The following is a 19191-nucleotide window of genomic DNA, read 5'->3' as shown; positions in this document are numbered from 1 at the left end:
TAGAGCAAGAGGATTGCAAAAGGAAACCTGAAGTTTCGGCTTTTAAGATTAGCGCTGTAACGAGATTCGAATCAAATTGCATGGGGAACAAATGCGCTTATCCAAAGCCCGCGCTTGCCCCTGGGGCGCTCCCTCTTTATAGACCCCCTGACGAAATTCAGAGGGCAGCTTCATGGTCTTCTTTCCCCACCGCCATCTCATCGGCATCAAGGGCCTCACCGAGCAGGATATCACCTATCTTCTCGACAAGGCCGACGAGGCGGTGAAGATCAGCCGTCAGCGCGAAAAGAAGACATCGACGCTTCGCGGGCTGACGCAGATCAATCTCTTTTTCGAGGCCTCGACCCGCACGCAAGCCTCTTTCGAGCTGGCCGGCAAGCGGCTTGGCGCCGACGTGATGAACATGTCGGTCGGCAACTCCTCGGTGAAAAAGGGCGAGACGCTGATCGACACGGCGATGACGCTGAATGCCATGCGCCCCGACGTGCTGGTCATCCGCCATTCCAGCGCCGGCGCGGCGGCACTGCTGGCGCAAAAGGTCTCCTGCTCGGTGGTCAATGCCGGCGACGGACAGCACGAACATCCGACACAGGCGCTGCTCGACGCACTGACCATCCGCCGCGCCAAAGGCAAGCTGTCGCGCATCATCGTCGCGATCTGCGGCGACGTGCTGCATTCACGCGTCGCCCGTTCCAACATTCTGCTGCTGAACGCCATGGGCGCGCGCGTCCGGGTCGTCGCGCCCGCAACGCTCTTGCCCGCTGGGATCGCCGATATGGGCGTAGAGGTCTTCCATTCGATGAAGGAAGGGCTGAAGGACGCTGACGTAGTGATGATGCTGCGCTTGCAGCGCGAGCGCATGTCCGGCGCCTTCGTACCGTCCGTGCGCGAATATTATCATTTCTATGGTCTCGACGCCGAGACGTTGAAGGCGGCCAAGGAGGATGCGCTGGTCATGCATCCCGGTCCGATGAACCGTGGCGTCGAGATTGCCTCGGAAGTCGCCGATGGCCCGCAAAGCGTCATTGCCGAGCAGGTGGAAATGGGTGTCGCGGTGCGTATGGCGGTCATGGAGACGCTGCTGGTCTCGCAGAACCAGGGGCCGCGCACCGAGGGAGCTGGCGCATGAGCAACTCGATCGTCCTCCAGAACGTTCGCATCATCGACCCTTCGCGCAATCTCGACGAGGTCGGCACGATCATCGTCGAAAACGGTCTCATCGTCTCCGCCGGCAAGGATGCGAAAATTCAGGCCGCTCCGAAGGGTGCCGAGGTGCGCGATTGCACCGGCCTTGTCGCCGTTCCCGGCCTGGTCGATGCCCGCGTGCATGTCGGCGAGCCCGGCGGCGAGCATCGCGAGACCATCGCCTCGGCAAGCCGCGCGGCCGCGGCCGGCGGCGTGACTTCCTTTATCATGATGCCGGACACCGATCCGATCATCGACGACATCGCGCTGGTCGAATTCGTCAAGAAGACGGCGCGCGACACGGCTGTCGTCAATGTCTATCCGGCAGCGGCACTCACCAAGGGTCTTGCCGGCGAGGAAATGACGGAAGTGGGACTCCTGCGCGAAGCCGGCGCCGTCGTCTTCACCGACGCGCATTCCGGCGTCCACGACACGCAGGTTCTCCGTCGGATCATGACCTATGCGCGCGAATTCGGTGCCGTCATCTCCTGCGAGACCCGCGACAAATATCTCGGCGCCAACGGTGTCATGCATGAGGGACTGTTTGCCAGCTGGCTCGGTCTTTCCGGCATTCCGAAGGAAGCCGAACTCATTCCGCTCGAGCGCGATCTGAGGATCGCCGCCCTGACCCGCAGCCATTATCACGCGGCGATGATCTCCGTGCCGGAATCGGCGGAGGCCATCCGCCTCGCCCGCTCGCGCGGCGTAAAGGTTACCTGTGGCATCTCGATCAACAATCTGGCGCTGAACGAAAACGACATCGGCGAATACCGCACCTTCTTCAAGCTTTACCCGCCGCTGCGCTCGGAAGACGACCGCTCGGCGATGATCGAGGCACTGGCGGACGGCACTATCGACATCATCGTCTCGTCGCATGATCCGCAAGATGTGGACACGAAGCGTCTTCCGTTCGGAGAGGCGGAAGACGGTGCGGTCGGGCTCGAAACGTTGCTCGCTGCCGCACTTCGCCTGCATCATAGCGGCCAGGTCAGCCTGATGCGGCTCATCGACGCCCTGTCGACGCGGCCGGCGCAGATCTTCGGCCTCGATGCCGGCACGCTGAAGCCGGGCGCGAAGGCGGATATTGCCCTGATCGATCTCGACGAGCCTTGGCTTGTCGCCAAAGACATGCTTCTGTCGCGCTCGAAGAATACACCGTTCGAAGACGCAAGAATGAGCGGCCGGGCCGTTGCGACCTATGTCGCGGGCAAGCTGGTTCACAGTCTGTAGGCAAAGCTGGGGCTTATGGAGAATAAGACGTGATGGCGCAATTCTGGACATGGCAGCTCTCCCCGCAGACCGCACTCGCAGCAGCCGTCATCGGCTACCTGCTCGGCTCCATTCCTTTCGGTTTGATTCTGACGCGCATGGCCGGTCTGGGCGATGTCCGCAATATCGGCTCGGGCAATATCGGCGCAACGAATGTGCTGCGTACCGGCAACAAGGGTCTGGCGGCGGCAACGCTGCTCCTCGATGCCTTCAAGGGCACGGCGGCCGTGCTGATCGTCTGGCATTTTTTCGGTGAAGACGCGGCCATACTTGCCGGTTTTGCCGCCTTCATCGGTCATATTTTCCCGGTTTGGATTGGCTTCAAGGGCGGCAAGGGCGTTGCGACCTACCTGGGTATTCTCCTTGGTCTTGCTCCATTCATGGCTTTGATCTTCGCCATCATTTGGCTGGTCATCGCCTTCACCACCCGCTACTCCTCTCTTTCCGCACTGGTTGCAACCCTTGTCATTCCGGTTGCATTGTGGATACTGGGCGCCGACAAGATCGCCGCCGTCATGGCGCTGATGACCGTCATTTCCTGGTACAAGCACCGGGCCAATATCGTCAGGCTGACTGCCGGCACGGAAACCAAGATCGGAGCGAAGGGGTAATGGTCGCAGGCAGCGCAGGACGAACCGGAATTGCGCTGACGGAAAAACAAAAGATCGCCTGGCTCAGGCTCATCCGCTCCGACAATGTCGGCCCCTCGACCTTTCGCGATCTCATCCAGCATTATGGCTCCGCCGAAGCCGCGCTCGCCGCTTTGCCGGACCTTTCGCAATGCGGTGGCGCGACGCGAGTAATCCGCATCGCCAGCGAGCAGGATGCGCTGCGTGAGCTGGAGGCGGTGCACCGTTTCGGCGCCCGCTTCGTCGGCATCGGCGAACCGGGCTATCCGCAGGCCCTGAAAGAGATCGACGGTGCGCCGCCGCTTCTGACTGTCAAAGGCAATCTATCGACGGCGGTTCGGCCAGCCATCGGCATCGTCGGCTCGCGTAACGCCCCGATCAGCGGCGCCAAATTTGCGGCCATGATCGCCCGCGCCTGTGGCGAGGCGGGCTATGCCGTCATCTCCGGCCTTGCTCGCGGCATCGATACGGCGGCGCATCGCGCTAGCCTTCAGACCGGCACCATCGCCGCCATGGCCGGTGGGCTCGACCAGCCCTACCCGCCCGAAAATGTCGGCCTGCTGAATGAGATATGGGACGGCAACGGCCTTGTCGTCAGTGAAATGCCATTCGGCTGGGAACCGCGCGCCCGCGATTTCCCGCGCCGCAACCGGCTGATCGCAGGCATTTCCCTCGGCCTCGTCGTGGTCGAGGCGGCGACGCGCTCCGGCTCGCTGATCACCGCGCGCCTTGCCGGCGAATTCGGCCGGCTGGTCTTTGCCGTCCCGGGCTCCCCGCTCGATCCGCGCTGCGAAGGCACCAACGGCTTGCTGAAGGACGGCGCGATCATCGTCACCCGCCCGGAGGATATCGTCGACGCGCTGCGGCCGCTGGCCGAACCCGACCTCTTCCGCCCACAGCTTGCCGAGGCCCCGGTTGAAAAGAACGACAAAGCGCTGTCGCCTCCACCCGACGATACCGACCGCGACCAGATCGTCGACGCGCTCGGGCCGACGCCCGTGGAAATCGACGATATTATCCGGCATACCGGCCTGTCGGTGTCATCGGTTCATTCCGTGTTGCTCGAACTGGACATGGCCGGCCGGCTGCATCGGCATCCTGGCGGGCTGGTGTCTATATCAATGCTGGATTGAAAGCATGCTCGATCATCCCGATATGATGGCTACACCGCTTCCGGAAGCGACCACAGACATTCTTTCGGGATGTAACACAGATGCCATCCGGCACGGATCGTGGCATCGAGCCGACGGCAAAAATCGACATCGCCTCTTGACCGCGACGAATTCCCTGTCCATGTCGAAAGGCCGGGGAGCGAAAATACCCGGTCTCTCCCGCGCCTTTTTCCGGCGCGACCTCTTATTCAGAGAATTATGATGAACGTTGTAGTGGTGGAATCGCCTGCCAAGGCCAAGACAATCAACAAATATCTGGGACCCGGATATACGGTTCTTGCTTCCTTTGGCCATGTGCGAGACCTGCCCGCCAAGGACGGCTCGGTCCTGCCCGATCAAGACTTCGAAATGCTGTGGGAAGTCGACCCCGCCTCGCAAAAACGCATGAAGGACATCGCCGACGCGGTGAAATCCTCCGACGGCCTGTTTCTCGCGACCGACCCGGATCGCGAAGGCGAAGCGATTTCCTGGCATGTTCTCGATCTTCTCAACAAGAAGCGCGTCATCAACGGCAAGCCCGTCAAGCGCGTTGTCTTCAACGCCATCACCAAGAAGGCTGTGCTCGATGCGATGGCCGATCCGCGCGACATCGACGTGCCGCTGGTCGACGCCTATCTCGCCCGCCGCGCGCTCGACTATCTCGTCGGCTTCAACCTGTCGCCCGTGCTCTGGCGCAAGCTGCCCGGCGCCCGCTCGGCTGGCCGCGTCCAGTCGGTGGCGCTTCGCCTCGTCTGCGACCGTGAATCCGAGATCGAACGCTTCATCTCGGAAGAATACTGGAATCTCTCGGCGATCTTGAAGACACCGCGTGGTGACGAATTCGAGGCCCGGCTGGTGGCTGCCAACGGCAAGCGGCTGCAGCCGCGCGCTATCGGCAACGGCGAAGAGGCCGGCAATCTGAAGGCGCTTCTGGAAGGTGCCTCCTATGTCGTCGACACCGTCGAGGCAAAGCCGGTCAAGCGCAATCCGAGCCCTCCCTTCACCACCTCCACCCTGCAGCAGGCCGCTTCCTCGAAGCTCGGCTTCTCGGCTTCGCGCACCATGCAGGTGGCGCAGAAGCTGTATGAAGGCGTCGACATCGGCGGCGAAACCGTCGGTCTCATTACCTATATGCGTACGGACGGCGTGCAGATGGCGCCGGAAGCGATCGACGCGGCACGCACCGCCATCGCCGATCAATTCGGCAACCGCTACCTGCCGGAAAAGGCACGCTTGTACTCGACCAAGGCGAAGAACGCCCAGGAAGCGCACGAAGCAATCCGTCCGACCGATTTTGATCGTACGCCGGATCGCGTCCGCAAGTACCTGGATGCCGACCAGCTGCGGCTTTACGATCTCGTCTGGAAGCGTGGCATCGCCAGCCAGATGGCCTCGGCCGAGATCGAACGCACCACCGTCGAGATCCTCGCCGACAATGGCGGCCAGAAGGCCGGACTGCGCGCCGTCGGCTCCGTGATCCGCTTCGACGGCTTCATTGCCGCCTATACCGACCAGAAGGAAGACGGCGAGCAGAGCGACGATGCCGACGACGAGGATGGTCGTCTGCCGGAGATCAATGCGCGCGAAAACCTCGCCAAGCAGAAGATCAACTCGACGCAGCATTTCACCGAACCGCCGCCGCGCTATTCGGAAGCGTCGCTGATCAAGAAGATGGAAGAACTCGGCATCGGCCGCCCGTCGACCTATGCGGCGACGCTGGCGACGCTGCGCGACCGCGATTATGTGACGATCGACAAGCGCAAGCTGCTGCCGCAGGCCAAGGGCCGGCTGGTGACCGCCTTCCTCGAAAGCTTCTTCACCAAATACGTCGAGTATGACTTCACCGCCGATCTCGAAGAAAAACTCGACCGCATCTCGGCCGGCGAGTTGAACTGGAAGGACGTGTTGCGCGACTTCTGGCGCGACTTCTTCGCCCAGATCGAGGACACCAAGGAGTTGCGCGTCACCAATGTGCTCGACGCGCTGAACGAGGCGCTGGCGCCGCTGGTCTTCCCGAAGCGCGAGGATGGCAGCGATCCGCGTATCTGCCAGGTCTGCGGCACGGGCAACCTGTCGCTGAAGCTCGGCAAATACGGCGCCTTCGTCGGCTGCTCGAACTATCCGGAATGCAATTATACGCGCCAGCTTTCCTCGGAAGGCGGCACGGAAGCGGAGGCCTCGGGGCTCAACGAGCCGAAGGCGCTCGGCACCGATCCGGTGACCAACGAGGAGCTGACGCTGCGTTCGGGCCGTTTCGGACCCTATATCCAGCGCGGCGACGGCAAAGAAGCCAAGCGCGCCTCGCTGCCGAAGGGCTGGAAGCCGGAAGATATCGACTATGAAAAGGCCATGGCGCTGATCTCGCTTCCCCGCGATATCGGCAAGCATCCCGAAAGCGGCAAGATGATCTCGTCCGGCATCGGCCGTTACGGGCCTTTCCTGCTGCACGACGGCAGCTACGCCAATCTCGAGACCGTGGAAGACGTCTTCACCGTCGGCCTCAACCGCGCCGTGACCGTGCTTGCTGAAAAGCAGAGCAAGGCAGGCGGCGGACGCGGCACGCCCGCGGCCTTGAAGGATCTTGGCGCGCATCCCGACGGCGGCGGCTCGATCACCGTTCGCGACGGCAAATACGGACCCTATGTCAACTGGGGCAAGGTCAACGCCACGCTGCCGAAGGGCTCTGATCCGCAGGCCATCACGGTCGAGGAAGCCCTGGCGCTGATCGTTGCCAAGGCCGGCAAGTCCGGCGGCGGGAAGCCTGTCAGAGCGCCCGCGAAGGCGAAAACCAAGACGGCAGCGGCCGCCAGCAAGACGACGAAGACCACCGCCAAGTCGAAGGCCAAAGCGGCCACCAAGGCGAAGACAACGAAGAAGAGTGCAGAGTGAGCAGAGAACCACGCGGCAGGAATTCATCGCCGGAGCACCGCTCCGGCAAGGTTGGCCGCGTGACAAAGAACAGCGGCGATGCGGAGCCGATGGCAGCGATCATTCACGGCGTCCTGCCGCCGCGCGAAGTTCTCCTGCGCTTTATCGCCGATCATCCGCAGCAGGCGTCCAAGCGTGAACTCGCCAAGGCCTTCGGGCTGAAGGGCGAGGCCCGCATCGAACTCAAGAGCCTCCTGCGCGAGCTTGAACAGGACGGTATGGTGCAGAAGAACCGCAAGTCGCTCATCCGCCCCGGCGCACTGCCGCCGATCGCCGTGCTCGACATCACCACGCGTGACAAGGACGGCAGCCTGATCGGCCGACCGACCGAATGGCCGGAAGAAAACGGCGTGGCCCCGGCCGTGATGATCAAGCAGTCCTCTTCGCCCGCCGGCCGCAACGGCAAGGGCAAGGCGCCCGTCGCCGGCATGGGCGACCGCATCCTCGCCAAGATCTTTTCGGCCGTCGATCGCGGCGGCCCTGCCTATACTGCGCGTATCATCAAGGTCATCGACAAGCGCCAGGGCGCGTCCATGGGCGTCTTCCGCGAAACGCCGGGCGGCGGTGGGCGGCTGATGCCGATCCAGCGACGCGGCGAGGAAATGGTGATCGATCCGGACTATACCGGCGACGCCAAGGATGGCGATTTGGTCGAAGTCGAAGTGGCGCGCCTTGGCCGTTTCGGCCTGCCCCGCGCCAAGGTTCTCTCGATCGTCGGCTCCGTCGCCTCGGAAAAGGCGATCTCGATGATCGCGATCTATGCACATGGCATTCCGCATGTCTTCCCGCCGGCCGTCATCGCCGAGGCGGATGCGGCCAAGCCCGCCACCATGTCGCATCGCGAGGACTGGCGCAGCCTGCCGCTGATCACCATCGATCCGGCCGACGCCAAGGACCATGACGACGCCGTCTATGCCGAAATGGATCCCTCGCCCGATAATCCCGACGGCGTGATCGTCACCGTCGCCATCGCCGATGTCTCCTGGTATGTGCGCCCCAATTCTCCGCTCGACCGCGAGGCCCTGAAGCGCGGCAATTCGGTCTATTTCCCGGACCGCGTCGTGCCGATGCTGCCCGAGCGCATCTCCAACGATCTCTGCTCCCTCAAGGAAGGTGTCGACCGCCCTGCCCTTGCCGTGCGGATGATCTTTTCCAAGGAAGGCCGCAAAGCTGGCCACACCTTCCATCGCATCATGATGAGGAGTGCCGCCAAGCTGTCCTATCAGCAGGCGCAGGCAGCGATCGACGGCCAGCCGGACGACAAGACCGGACCGATGCTGGAGCCCATCCTGAAGCCGCTCTGGCACGCCTACAGGATCATGCAGCGTGGCCGCGACAGGCGTCAGCCGCTCGAACTCGACATGCCCGAACGCAAGATCCAGCTGAAGCCGGACGGCACGGTCGATCGCGTCATCGTGCCGCCGCGCCTCGATGCTCATAAGCTCATCGAAGAAATGATGATCCAGGCGAACGTGGCCGCCGCTGAGACGCTGGAGAAGAAGAAGCAGGCGCTGATCTATCGCATCCATGACGGCCCGTCGCTTGCCAAGCAGGAAGTGCTGCGCGAATTCCTCGCAACGCTCGACATCTCGCTTGCCAAGGGCGGCAATGTCCGCGCCAACAGTTTCAACGGCATTCTGGCCAAGGCCGAGGGCACGCCGCACCAGACCATGGTCAACGAGATGGTGTTGCGCTCGCAGAGCCAGGCGATCTACAGCCCCGACAATATCGGCCATTTCGGCCTGAACCTGATGAAATACGCGCATTTTACTTCGCCGATCCGCCGCTATGCAGATCTGATCGTGCATCGTGCCCTCGTCGGCTCGCTGGGCTTGGGCGAAGGCGGCATCACTCCGGACGAGGAAGCAGCGCTCGACGATATCGCCGCCGAGATCTCCACCTTCGAGCGCCGCGCCATGGCCGCCGAGCGCGAGACGGTCGATCGGCTGATCGCCCATCATCTTGCCGGGCGCGTCGGCGAGGAATTCGAGGCCCGCGTCGGCGGTGTGACCAAGTCGGGACTTTTTGTCACCCTGCCCGACTATGGCGCCGATGGTTTCATCCCTATATCCACACTCGGCTCCGACTATTTCATCTATGACGAGGCACATCAGGCGCTGACGGGTGAAAAGACGGGGCTCGGCTTTCGCCTTGGCGATAGCGTGACGGTGCGGCTGGCGGAAGCGATCCCGCTTGCCGGCGCCCTGCGCTTCGAAATGCTGAGCGACGGCCGCGCCATGCCGACAGCGGTGCGCTCCTTCCACAAGGCGACCCGCCGCAACAAGAGCCCGGCGCGCAAGGCACCGGGAACGAGACCACCGCGCGGCCGCCGATAGACGGCGGCTGCCGGCAGGAAGGAAACGTTCATGACGAGCAGCCCGTCCGATTCCACAATCCGCTACGGCGGTCCCGACGAGGCTGAACGACCGCTGGGACGCTCCATCATGCGCGGTTTACTGAACCGCTGTCCACGCTGCGGCACGGGCAAGCTCTTCCGTGCCTTCCTGAAACCGGTCGACCAGTGCGCGGCCTGCGGCGAGGAGATATTCCACCAGCGCGCCGACGATCTGCCGCCCTATCTGGTGATCCTTGTGCTCGGGCATGTCGTGGTCGGCGGCTTTATGATGACGGACATGGTTTTTCATCTGCCCGTCTGGGTCCATCTCGCCATCTGGGCACCGATCACGGTGATCACCGCGCTGGCGATCATCCAACCGATCAAGGGTGGCGTCATCGGTCTGCAATGGGCGCTCAGGATGCATGGCTTCGGCGGCCATGACGACAGCCCGGATGAGTGGGATCAGGGGAACGGCCGCTCTTGAACATCGTATTCGATCGGATATTGCCAGCCTTGTCGGCCGGCCAGGGTCGGCATGTGCCGCTACGCCCTTCAGCCATGATCGGTATCGAATCATCCCATATTGGTGATTCGCGCGAATTGCCGGATCTCCCACGGCTTGACATCGGCGGCGTTTCTTGTCTGAACATGCCGGGCGTCGAAAGGATCATTCTGGAGGGTACGACCGATCCCATGAAAGCCGAACCGTCACCTGGATTTGGCCGTGCCGTGCCTTTCTATCCCCCCGCGTCGCGAATGATTTGTTCGCCAAATGCTCTAAGGATCAATTCATGACTGAACCGACGAACGGCAAGGCCGGCCATGTCGAAGAAATTCATTGGCCTTCGCTCGTCGCCGCTATTTCGTCCGTTTCCGCTGTCGGCATCGCCATCGGCCTCGGCCTTCCGCTTCTCAGCATCATCCTGGAAAAACGCGGTATTCCCTCAAGCCTGATCGGGCTGAACACGGCGATGATGGGGGTCGCTGCGATGATAGCGGCCCTGATCACCACCAAGCTCGCCCACCGCTTCGGTGTGGTGCAGACGATGATCTGGGCCGTCGTGCTCTCCGCATTGAGCTCGCTCGGCTTCTATTACGCCGAGAGCCTGGTCCTCTGGTTTCCGCTGCGCCTGATCTTTCACGGCTCGACGACGACCCTGTTCATCCTGTCGGAATTCTGGATCAACGCGGCCTCCCCACCCTCCAAGCGCGGCTTCGTGCTCGGCATCTACTCCACGGTCTTCTCGCTCGGCTTTGCCGCCGGTCCCCTGCTGTTCTCGCTGGTCGGCAGCGAGGGACTGATGCCGTTTGCCATCGGCGCCTGCATCATTCTCGCCGCAGCCATCCCGATCTTCATCGCCCGCAACGAGAGCCCGATCGTTGACGAAAAGCCGGAACTGCACTTCGTTCGCTACATCTTCCTGGTGCCGACAGCCACGGCCGCCGTCTTCGTGTTCGGCGCAGTGACGGTCGGCGGCGGATCGTTGTTCACCAGCTATGCGACGCGCCTCGGTTTCAACGAATCACAGGCAGCCCTGCTGCTGACCGTCATGGGCGTCGGCAACTTCATCTTCCAGATCCCGCTTGGGCTGCTTGCCGACCGTATGCGCGACAAGCGGCCATTGCTGTCGATCATGGCAACGATCGGGTTCGTTGGCGCGCTTCTGCTGCCCTCGCTGGCCTCGAACTGGATGCTTCTGGCGGTCATCCTGCTGTTCTGGGGCGGCTGCGTCTCCGGCATGTATACGGTGGGCCTCAGCCACCTGGGAACGCGCCTGACGGGCTCTGATCTGGTCGCCGCCAACGCCGCCTTCGTTTTCTGTTACGCGATCGGCATGGTCCTCGGCCCGCCGACCGTCGGCACAGCCATGGATATTGCCAGCCCCAGCGGTTTTGCCTGGGCGATCGCCTTTTTCTTTGGCCTTTATGTCCTGCTTTCGGGGATACGGCTGCTTTTCATGGGCAACAGAGGTTGACTTTTCGGGCGCGATTTGTATTTTCGCGCCAGAATTTGCCGTGGACCTCCGCACTGGCCGTCCACGGCTTTCATTTTTCTTAAAGGCAGGACGACCATGGCCAAGGCTACCACTATCAAGATCAAGCTGCTGTCGACGGCCGACACCGGTTTCTTCTACGTCACGACGAAGAACAGCCGTACGATGACTGACAAGATGACGAAGACGAAGTACGACCCGGTTGCTAAGAAGCACGTCGAATTCAAGGAAACGAAGATCAAGTAAGTTTCCTAAACTTCTGGTTACAGCAAAAGGCGCAACCGCAAGGTTAGCGCCTTTTTCTTTTTCAGCCCTTCTTCCCTGTGCAAAACTTCGCGAAGACGCCGCTGATCAGCAAAATCTAAAACGCATCCCACTGATATTTATGAGCAAAGAAAAACGCCGCCTTCCATAGGAAGAGCGGCGTTTTAAATCGGGGGCCGGCTAGCCTGCAAAACGGCACGAGGAACCGCTTGAAATTGCCTGCCAGCCGACCGACCCCACGACCCAGGAGATGCGGCGGACCTGAGCATCATGGGGTATTCTCAAACCCTTGCGGGCTATCTCTGTACGGGACTAAATTTGCCCGAAATCGAAAGAAAATCAACAAATTCTTAATGATAAAAAATTCTCGTCTGGCCGAATGGTTAAAATTCCCGGTTTCGCCCAGTTTTATCCCTTGAAAAGATAACAATCCCCAAGCGAGTACATCGCAAAAAACGAAGAGATAATTAGCGTATGCATAGCAAATTCAAGCGAGAGATATTTAAAGACGATTTCATACTATAATGACAGCCATATTATGAGTGGCATACTCATGGTTCTCTATCAACTCAAACTCCGAGCCATCAAGAATATCGCGCGCAATACACTATTGTACATTTGATCATTGCCGGCAGGCGGGTATTTCCGTCAAATTATACGACAATTATAGCGTTTATTCTGCAGTACTGATCCGTTCGCATATAGCTGTGGACCCATGGTTATAAATTTTAGATCGCTGCTCAAAACTCAGAAAAGCCCTTGGATATTGAAAGAGGCCAAGGAATTGAGCACTGGATCCGTTCGGATCAGGCTGCCGCAGCAACAACGCGATTGCGGCCTGCCTTCTTAGCTTCGTAAAGGGCGAGATCGGCCTGCTTCATCAACTGCTCGGGCGTCTCTATGGATTCCAGGCGGGACGAAATGCCGAAAGAGGCGGTGATATTAAGCGCGGCTCCCGCTTCCCGCAGCGTGACGGGCGCGGTTTCCACCGCGGCGCGCAGACGCTCGGCAACGGCGGCAGCAACCTCCGGAGGCGTATCCGGCATCACCACGACAAATTCCTCGCCGCCATAGCGACAGGCCAGATCGGCGCCACGAACGGTGGAGCGGATACGAGCGGCAAATTCCTTGAGCACCTCGTCGCCAGCATCATGACCATAGGTATCGTTCACCAGCTTGAAGCGGTCGATATCGGTGATCAGGATTGAAAGCGGCCGGCCACGCGCCAGCGAGCGGTTGAAGAGGATCTTCAAGTGATTGTCGAGATAGCGCCTGTTGTTCAGCCCGGTAAGCGCGTCGGTGACGGCAAGCTCGATCGTATGTTGCACGCTGGCGCGCAGACGGTCGTTGTAGCGCTTGCGGCGGATCTGCGTCAGGCTGCGGGCAACCAACTCGTTCGGATCCAGCGGCCGGACAATGTAATCGTTGACGCCGAGATCGAGCGCCCGGACGATCATCTCGTCGGCCCCCTGCTCCGTCACCAGCAGCACCGGCAGGAAGCGCGTGCGCTCCAGCGAACGAAGCTGCGAGCAGAGCCGCAGCGGATCATAGTCTTCGAAATTGGAATTGACGATGACGAGCTCGAACGGCTTCTCCGCGGCCTCGAACAGGGCCGCCTGCGGATCGGACGTCGCCGTCACCTGGGCGATCGGTTTCAGGGCGCGGACGATGCGCTCCTGCGAATTGGCGCGGCCGTCGACCAGGAGGACATGGCCGGTTTCGTCAATACGGCCATCCCCCAGGCGCAGCAGATCCTCGATGCCGAGATTGCGGGCCGTCTCATTGCGCATGCGCAGCTCGTCGCTCAGCGTCTTCAGCCGCAACAGGCTCTTGACGCGTGAGATGAGCTGCAGGTCGTTCACCGGTTTGGTCAGGAAATCGTCGGCACCGGCTTTCAGGCCGCGCACGCGATCGGCGGGCTGATCCAGCGCCGTGACCATGACAACGGGGATATGCGAGGTGCGCGGATCGGATTTCAGCCGTTCGCAGACGTCGAAACCGTCCATGCCGGGCATCATGATATCGAGCAGGACCAGATCGACCTGCGTGCTGTCGCAGATGGCCAGCGCCTTCAAGCCGTCCTCGGCGGTCAGCACCTCGAAATACTCGGCCAGCAACCGCGCTTCTAGAAGCTTCACATTGGCCGGGATATCGTCAACTACCAGGATGCGCGCCGTCATCAGTCGTTCCCCACGCTCACGCGTCGCCCAGGTAAGTCTTGATGGTCTCGATGAATTTCGGAACGGAGATCGGCTTCGAGACATAGGCTTCGCAGCCGCCCTGACGAATGCGCTCTTCGTCCCCCTTCATCGCAAAGGCGGTGACCGCGATCACTGGGATGACATGCAGATCGTCATCCTCCTTCAGCCATTTCGTCACTTCCAGTCCCGAAACTTCGGGAAGCTGGATATCCATGAGGATCAGGTCCGGGCGATGTTTGCGAGCCAGATCAAGGGCTTCCATACCGTTCCGCGTCTGGATCGTCGTGTAGCCTGACGCCTCGATCAGATCGCGAAAGAGCTTCATATTCAGCTCGTTGTCTTCTACAATCATCACTTGCTTAGGCATGGAGAGCTGTCCCTGCATTCGGTATTGCATCCACTTGCTGAAAATATAAGGTCGCGACAAATCGATTCCAAAAATATTTGAATCGGACTTTAGCGGCATTTGGTTGAAAAATAGGTAACTTACCTCTCAAAATGCAAAGTAACTTCAAGAACTCGAAGAAGGCCGCCGCCGACCCGCAAGAGACTGCGATCGCGGTACTTGGCTGGCTCGCCAACGAGCCGGATATGTTCGGTCGTTTCCTGGCACTGACCGGCGTCGAGCCGGCACAGGTGCGCAACGCCATCAACGAACCGGCCTTTCTCGCGGGCATGCTGGATTTCCTGATGAACCATGAGCCGACCTTGCTTGCCTTCTGCGAGGCAAGCGGGATGGCACCGGAAACCGTTATGGCGGCCGCTGCGCATTTCTCGCCACCTGGCCTCTCCTCGGGGGAATATTGACCATGGACGCCCCGCTCGAACTTGATATGTCGCATGTGCGCCTGGGAGACCGGCCGCTGGTCGTCTGCGACGTCGATGATGTCGTGCTGCATTTCTTCGCGCCTTTCCTGGTCTTTCTTGATGCCGAGGGCCATGAATTCCTGCCGCGTTCCTTCCGGCTGACTGGCAATATCATTTCGAAGGCCAACGGCACCGCTTTGGAGGAAAAGGACGTCCATCGCCTGATCGAGGCCTTTTTCGAAGCGCAGGAACAGTGGCAGACGCCTCTGGACCGCGTCGTCGATGCCCTCGGTGACTTTTCCAAGAACGCCGATGTCGTTTTTCTCACCGCCATGCCGCCGCAATTCTCGGCCCAGCGCCGCCGCCTTCTCGACAGGCTCGGCCTTGTCTATCCGCTCATAGCCTCGCTGCAGCCGAAGGGGCCGATCCTGCAAACCCTGCATGGCGGCCGCCCTCTTCCCGTCGCCTTCGTCGACGATATGGCGCACAATCTGCATTCGGTTCGCGATCATGTCGAAAGCTGCCTGCTGATCAATCTGAGGCCGGATTCGATCGTGCATCGCATGGCCCCGACCGTGGCCGCCGATATTCCCCAGACGAACGACTGGGCTGAGGCCGCGCCATTGATCCACGCCCACATCGCCCGCTGAGCCCCGCTGCGGCGCCATCAGAGAACAAGGCGCATCAAGGGTCGCCCATCCTTTCGTTTTGCCACCTCGGAAAATCCGGCCGCCTCGAATATCCGCAGCGATCCGACATAGAGGCCGACGGATTTCGACTGTTTCGTCCGTTCGATGGGACAGCCTTCAAGAATGCGCGCGCCGGATGCCTTGGCGAAATTCACCGCCTCCGACAGCATGCGGTGGCTATATCCCTTGCCGCGATCGCGTGAATTCATGAAGAAGCAGCTCACGGCCCAGACCGAGTCGTCTTCGGCATCGGCGGGATCGAGCGGCCGTGACACGGTTTTCGGGGAATTCCATTTCGGCAGTTCCGAGCGCGGGCCGACCTGTGCCCAGGCGACCGGGCGTTCGCCGATATAGCCGAGAATGCCGGGCGACGGACCGGCAGCGACCCTTGCCTGCATGAACGCCTTCTTGCCATCACCATCCATCGTCTTCCGCTCAGATGTCGGAATGCGGAAATGGGTGCACCAGCAACCATAGCAGGCGCCGCTCGGGCCGAAGAGCGTCTCGAAATCACCCCAGCGATCCGACGTCAGGGGCAGCACTTTCAATTCCTCCAACATCCCCTCCTTTGGCGTTTTTCCGCCTTGAGACTCGCGAGCTTAGAACATAAGGTAGCGATGTTCAATTTTTGTTCTCGTTTCATGACCAGCGCGCCCGACAAAATTTCCGGTTTTTGCCGCGATTGCTTGAGCGAGCAATTGAGCGAGCGTGCGCGCTGTCGTGCCTGCGGCAGTCCGCGCCTCGTCTATCACCGCGAACTCTACGACCTGACGCTGGCGCATATCGATTGTGACGCCTTCTATGCCTCAATCGAGAAGCGTGACAATCCGGAGTTGGTCGACAAGCCAGTCATCATCGGCGGCGGCAAGCGCGGTGTCGTATCCACTGCCTGCTATATCGCCCGCATCCATGGTGTCCGATCGGCCATGCCGATGTTCAAGGCGCTGGAGGCCTGTCCGCAGGCGGTCGTCATTCGCCCGAACATGGAGAAATATGTCCGCGTCGGCCGCGAGGTACGCACGCTGATGCAGGAACTGACGCCGCTGGTGCAGCCGCTTTCGATCGACGAGGCCTTTCTCGAGCTTGAGGGCACGCAGCGCCTGCATCATGATCCGCCGGCGCGGATCCTCGCCAAATTCGTCAAGCGTATCGAGAGCGAGATCGGCATCACCATCTCGGTCGGTCTTTCCTATTGCAAGTTTCTCGCCAAGGTCGCCTCCGACTTGCAGAAGCCGCGCGGCTTTTCCGTGATCGGCCGCGAGGAGGCATTGTCGTTTCTGGAGCCGCGTTCGGTGACGACCATCTGGGGCGTCGGCAAGGCCTTTGCCGCGACCCTGGAGCGCGACGGCATCCGCACCATCGGCCAGTTGCAGACCATGGACGAAGGCGACCTGATGCGCCGCTATGGCGTCATCGGCCAGCGACTTTACCGCCTGTCGCGCGGCGTCGATGACCGCACGGTGCATCCGAACGAAGCGGCCAAAAGTGTATCGGCAGAGACGACCTTCTTTGAGGATATCTCACGCCATGAAGATCTTGTGCCGATCCTGCGCGATCTCTCGGAAAAAGTATCGCGACGCCTGAAACGCGGCGACATTGCCGGGCACACCGTCGTGTTGAAGCTGAAATCGGCGGATTTCAAAAGCCGGACCCGCAACCGCCGCCTGGAAGACCCGACCCAGCTTGCCGACCGCATTTTTCGTACCGGCCTGCGGCTCCTCGAACATGAGACCGATGGCACGAAATTCCGCCTGATCGGCATCGGCGTCACCGATCTCTGCGATGCCGCCCGCGCCGATCCGCCGGATCTGATCGACGAACAGGCGAGCCGCCGCGCGGCAGCCGAGGCGGCAATGGACAAGCTCAGGGAAAAATTCGGCAACAAGACGGTGGAAACCGGCTACACATTCGGCGGCAAGCGCGGGACGTGAGAGAGGGGCGGCAGCATGTCCGGCTCCTCATCGAAAAGTGCTGCGCGATTGGCAAGCGCCTGTTCGTAGTCCGGCCTGACCGCAATCGCGTCGTCATAGCTCGCCAGCGCCTCGTCAGGACGTCCCAGATGGCGCAAGGCGTTGCCCTTGTTGTTGTGGGCAACCGCATGGTCCGGCTCCAGGGCGATCGCGCGATCATAACGGATGACGGCCGGCTCGAAATTCCGGGTCGCGGCAAGGATATTGCCGTAGGTGCAATGGGCGGCAGCGGAATCGGGGCGAAGCTCCAGCGCCCGCGCGATCTCGGCCTCCGCCTCCCCGGCCTCGCCGCGCAGCAGCAGGAGTATGCTCAGCCGGCGCGCGGCATCGAAATCTCCGGGATTTTCAGCGATCGCGGCGCGGCATTGCCTTTCCGCCTGGACGCGATCGGTAGATCCCTGCTCACCAGCCGGGGCATCATCGGACCAGAGTGTCTGCCAGAGAGTCCGCGACGCTGCGATATCGCGATAGAGCGCCAATGCCTCGCGATGCGCAGGCTCGACGGCAAGGATCTGCCGGCAGCCGATCTCGACATCGCTCTGATCGCCGTCAGCATGAAGGCCTTTCACACGGGCAAGCACAAGCGGCAGACTATGCGGATCCAGCCGCTCGCCGAGGTTCCACCCCGTCCTTGTGTCGATCCTATAGTGCTCCAGGCGCCGACTGACGGAACCAAAAATATACTTATGGGCATAATTGCCGGCACCGAGATCGTAGATGCGAAAGCCGTTCTCGATCGCCCAGCGGATCGTATAGGCATGTAGCATCAAGCCTGGGGACATATCCCGGATTGCCGCGTCGCGTGCGCTCAGGAAACAGATCAAGCTCTTCCTGGGTCGGTCGAGAAGGATGGCAGCAGCCGCGATCGGCGTCTCGTCCTGCCACAGGATCGGCAAAAAGAGATCGCCATCGCGGATGCAATCCGGCAGAACCGACCGCGCATTGTCGAGAATGTAGCTCGCATGGCCCGGATCGCGCTGTCCCCATTGCTTCTCCCAGAGGCCCAGCAGCGTCGCCAAGTCCTTCTCACCGGCTCCACTGTCGCCATGCGTCACCCGCAGCGTCGTCGAGCCATCCAGCTTGCGCAGGCCAAGGCGGACATTGCGCCGCACGCGCGGACGCAGTTTTTCGCTGAGGAAGGATTCGAAATCCGCCGGCAGCGTCACATGGAGATGGATCTCCGGATCGACCCGGTCTGTGGCATTCTGGATCCGCGCGGGGTGCCTGACCCTATCGCCGGTAAAATCCTTGGGCGGGAAATGGTCAAGGAATAGTCCGATCCGCACAGATGATCGATCGATGCCGTCCAGATGCAGGCTGCGCCAATGAAAGCTGCGGATATGCTCGGCAAAGGCCAGGGCCGATGCGTCGGCATAGGCGGGATCGCTGAGAATGCCGGTATAGGGTGCGAAGTAGGAGCCGCCCATGACGACGATATTGTAAAAGCCCTTGCCCCGATCGAGGCCCGTACCGATCTGGATCGGGAGGAAAGCCACATAGGCGCCGTCAGCCTCCTCCCTCGCCGCCAGTACGAACCAGGGCAAGGTGCGCGAGGCAAACCAGCTCATTATCCATGTCGAGGACAAAAAGCAGTGCGCTTCCGGGTCGATCTCGTAGATCCGATCCCAGTTGCCTTTCAGCGCTTGCAGATCTTCCAGCGTTTCGATCACGTCCACTTGCATGTCGAACCCCCACACGGCCCCACAATCCGTAACTTAAGAATTACATAAAATACTTCCTACCGCAATTGCGCTCATTGAGCGGTC

The 19191-nt window shown here is 61.1% G+C and carries 17 protein-coding genes; 13 read left to right on the top strand and 4 right to left on the bottom strand.

Annotated features, from left to right (window positions below):
* Positions 1 to 172: 172 nt before the first annotated feature.
* From RRH01S_RS06165 to rpmG, 10 genes are all read left to right on the top strand, one after another.
* Positions 173 to 1129, top strand: a complete 957-nt coding sequence (locus RRH01S_RS06165) for an aspartate carbamoyltransferase catalytic subunit (protein ID WP_007692028.1) — start codon at positions 173 to 175, stop codon at positions 1127 to 1129.
* Positions 1126 to 2415: a dihydroorotase gene (locus RRH01S_RS06160; protein ID WP_042470303.1), complete on the top strand. Its 1290-nt coding sequence runs from the start codon at positions 1126 to 1128 to the stop codon at positions 2413 to 2415. The genes RRH01S_RS06165 and RRH01S_RS06160 overlap by 4 nt, the downstream gene beginning before the upstream one ends.
* Positions 2416 to 2447: 32 nt before the next feature.
* Positions 2448 to 3065: a glycerol-3-phosphate 1-O-acyltransferase PlsY gene (gene plsY / locus RRH01S_RS06155; RefSeq protein ID WP_034518690.1), complete on the top strand. Its 618-nt coding sequence runs from the start codon at positions 2448 to 2450 to the stop codon at positions 3063 to 3065.
* On the top strand, positions 3065 to 4216 hold the full coding sequence (gene dprA / locus RRH01S_RS06150) for a DNA-processing protein DprA (RefSeq protein ID WP_034518692.1): 1152 nt from the start codon (positions 3065 to 3067) through the stop codon (positions 4214 to 4216). The genes plsY and dprA overlap by 1 nt, the downstream gene beginning before the upstream one ends.
* Before the next feature lie 240 nt (positions 4217 to 4456).
* On the top strand, positions 4457 to 7123 hold the full coding sequence (gene topA / locus RRH01S_RS06145; RefSeq protein WP_034518694.1) for a type I DNA topoisomerase: 2667 nt from the start codon (positions 4457 to 4459) through the stop codon (positions 7121 to 7123).
* Positions 7120 to 9498, top strand: coding sequence for a ribonuclease R (gene rnr / locus RRH01S_RS06140; protein WP_034518696.1), 2379 nt, complete (start codon positions 7120 to 7122; stop codon positions 9496 to 9498). The genes topA and rnr overlap by 4 nt, the downstream gene beginning before the upstream one ends.
* Before the next feature lie 30 nt (positions 9499 to 9528).
* Complete coding sequence (locus tag RRH01S_RS06135; protein ID WP_007692053.1) at positions 9529 to 9984, top strand: DUF983 domain-containing protein; 456 nt, start codon at positions 9529 to 9531, stop codon at positions 9982 to 9984.
* The gene (locus RRH01S_RS06130; RefSeq protein WP_042470299.1) at positions 9981 to 10295 is read left to right on the top strand and encodes a hypothetical protein; all 315 of its coding nucleotides are present in this window, start codon (positions 9981 to 9983) and stop codon (positions 10293 to 10295) included. Before RRH01S_RS06135 ends, RRH01S_RS06130 begins: the two co-directional genes overlap by 4 nt.
* Positions 10292 to 11476: an MFS transporter gene (locus RRH01S_RS06125; RefSeq protein ID WP_007692056.1), complete on the top strand. Its 1185-nt coding sequence runs from the start codon at positions 10292 to 10294 to the stop codon at positions 11474 to 11476. The genes RRH01S_RS06130 and RRH01S_RS06125 overlap by 4 nt, the downstream gene beginning before the upstream one ends.
* 96 nt (positions 11477 to 11572) lie before the next feature.
* A complete protein-coding gene (rpmG, locus tag RRH01S_RS06120) occupies positions 11573 to 11740 on the top strand; it encodes a 50S ribosomal protein L33 (protein ID WP_003547442.1) in 168 nt (55 codons plus the stop codon).
* An 824-nt stretch (positions 11741 to 12564) separates the two neighbouring features.
* Here the strand turns inward: rpmG and RRH01S_RS06115 are convergent.
* A complete protein-coding gene (locus RRH01S_RS06115) occupies positions 12565 to 13938 on the bottom strand; it encodes a PleD family two-component system response regulator (protein WP_034518700.1) in 1374 nt (457 codons plus the stop codon).
* A gap of 16 nt (positions 13939 to 13954) precedes the next feature.
* Entirely contained in the window at positions 13955 to 14326 is a 372-nt protein-coding gene (locus RRH01S_RS06110; protein WP_028754034.1) for a response regulator, read from the bottom strand.
* 131 nt (positions 14327 to 14457) lie between these two features.
* Here RRH01S_RS06110 and RRH01S_RS06105 point away from each other — a divergent pair, with 131 nt between their 5' ends.
* Positions 14458 to 14766 (top strand): DUF3572 domain-containing protein, encoded by a 309-nt coding sequence (locus RRH01S_RS06105; RefSeq protein WP_034518702.1) that lies wholly within the window; start codon positions 14458 to 14460, stop codon positions 14764 to 14766.
* Between the two features lie 2 nt (positions 14767 to 14768).
* The gene (locus RRH01S_RS06100) at positions 14769 to 15416 is read left to right on the top strand and encodes a hypothetical protein (protein ID WP_034518703.1); all 648 of its coding nucleotides are present in this window, start codon (positions 14769 to 14771) and stop codon (positions 15414 to 15416) included.
* A 17-nt stretch (positions 15417 to 15433) separates the two neighbouring features.
* Here RRH01S_RS06100 and RRH01S_RS06095 read toward each other — a convergent pair whose 3' ends face one another.
* Complete coding sequence (locus RRH01S_RS06095) at positions 15434 to 16015, bottom strand: GNAT family N-acetyltransferase (protein ID WP_034518706.1); 582 nt, start codon at positions 16013 to 16015, stop codon at positions 15434 to 15436.
* A gap of 81 nt (positions 16016 to 16096) precedes the next feature.
* On the opposite strand from RRH01S_RS06095, the gene RRH01S_RS06090 reads away from it, so the two are divergent.
* Positions 16097 to 17386: a DNA polymerase IV gene (locus tag RRH01S_RS06090; RefSeq protein WP_034519473.1), complete on the top strand. Its 1290-nt coding sequence runs from the start codon at positions 16097 to 16099 to the stop codon at positions 17384 to 17386.
* Here the strand turns inward: RRH01S_RS06090 and RRH01S_RS06085 are convergent.
* Complete coding sequence (locus tag RRH01S_RS06085) at positions 17356 to 19107, bottom strand: GNAT family N-acetyltransferase (RefSeq protein ID WP_007692079.1); 1752 nt, start codon at positions 19105 to 19107, stop codon at positions 17356 to 17358. The two genes, RRH01S_RS06090 and RRH01S_RS06085, sit on opposite strands and share 31 nt — an antisense overlap.
* Positions 19108 to 19191 lie beyond the last annotated feature (84 nt).

Origin of the sequence: Rhizobium rhizogenes NBRC 13257 (assembly GCF_000696095.1) — a bacterium.
GTDB lineage: Bacteria > Pseudomonadota > Alphaproteobacteria > Rhizobiales > Rhizobiaceae > Rhizobium > Rhizobium rhizogenes.
Note: the sequence above shows the minus strand (reverse complement) of the source record. Positions and strands in the feature narration are given on the sequence as shown.